Annotated in this window: 1 pseudogene; it reads left to right on the top strand. The window is 43.5% G+C overall.

Features of this window, described 5'->3' with window-relative positions:
- Nucleotides 1-255 (top strand): annotated as a pseudogene (locus ACYQ2O_RS13550) (DDE-type integrase/transposase/recombinase); the annotation flags it as partial.

Genomic DNA, 255 nt, shown 5'->3' with positions numbered 1-255 from the left:
GCAAAGAATAAAATCATCTTATCCCAAAGAGTGTCTGAAAAACGCAATACTGAATTAGCAATCAGGGCCATTCACGATGTGCTCGACCACTATATAGCTAGCGAAATCCCTGAGGATTTAAACCTCACCGTTGACGGAAACCCCATTTACAAACTGGCACAACATTTCCTGGCCCAACACGGCCTGAACTTCGATATCACTCAAGTCATTGGTTTAACCAACGAGGACGAAGTATCTAGACAATATAGGCCCCTT

It is taken from the genome of Alkalibacterium sp. m-11 (assembly GCF_054658155.1).
The sequence above is the reverse complement of the archived record's forward strand: the minus strand, read 5'-3'. Positions and strand labels throughout refer to the sequence as shown.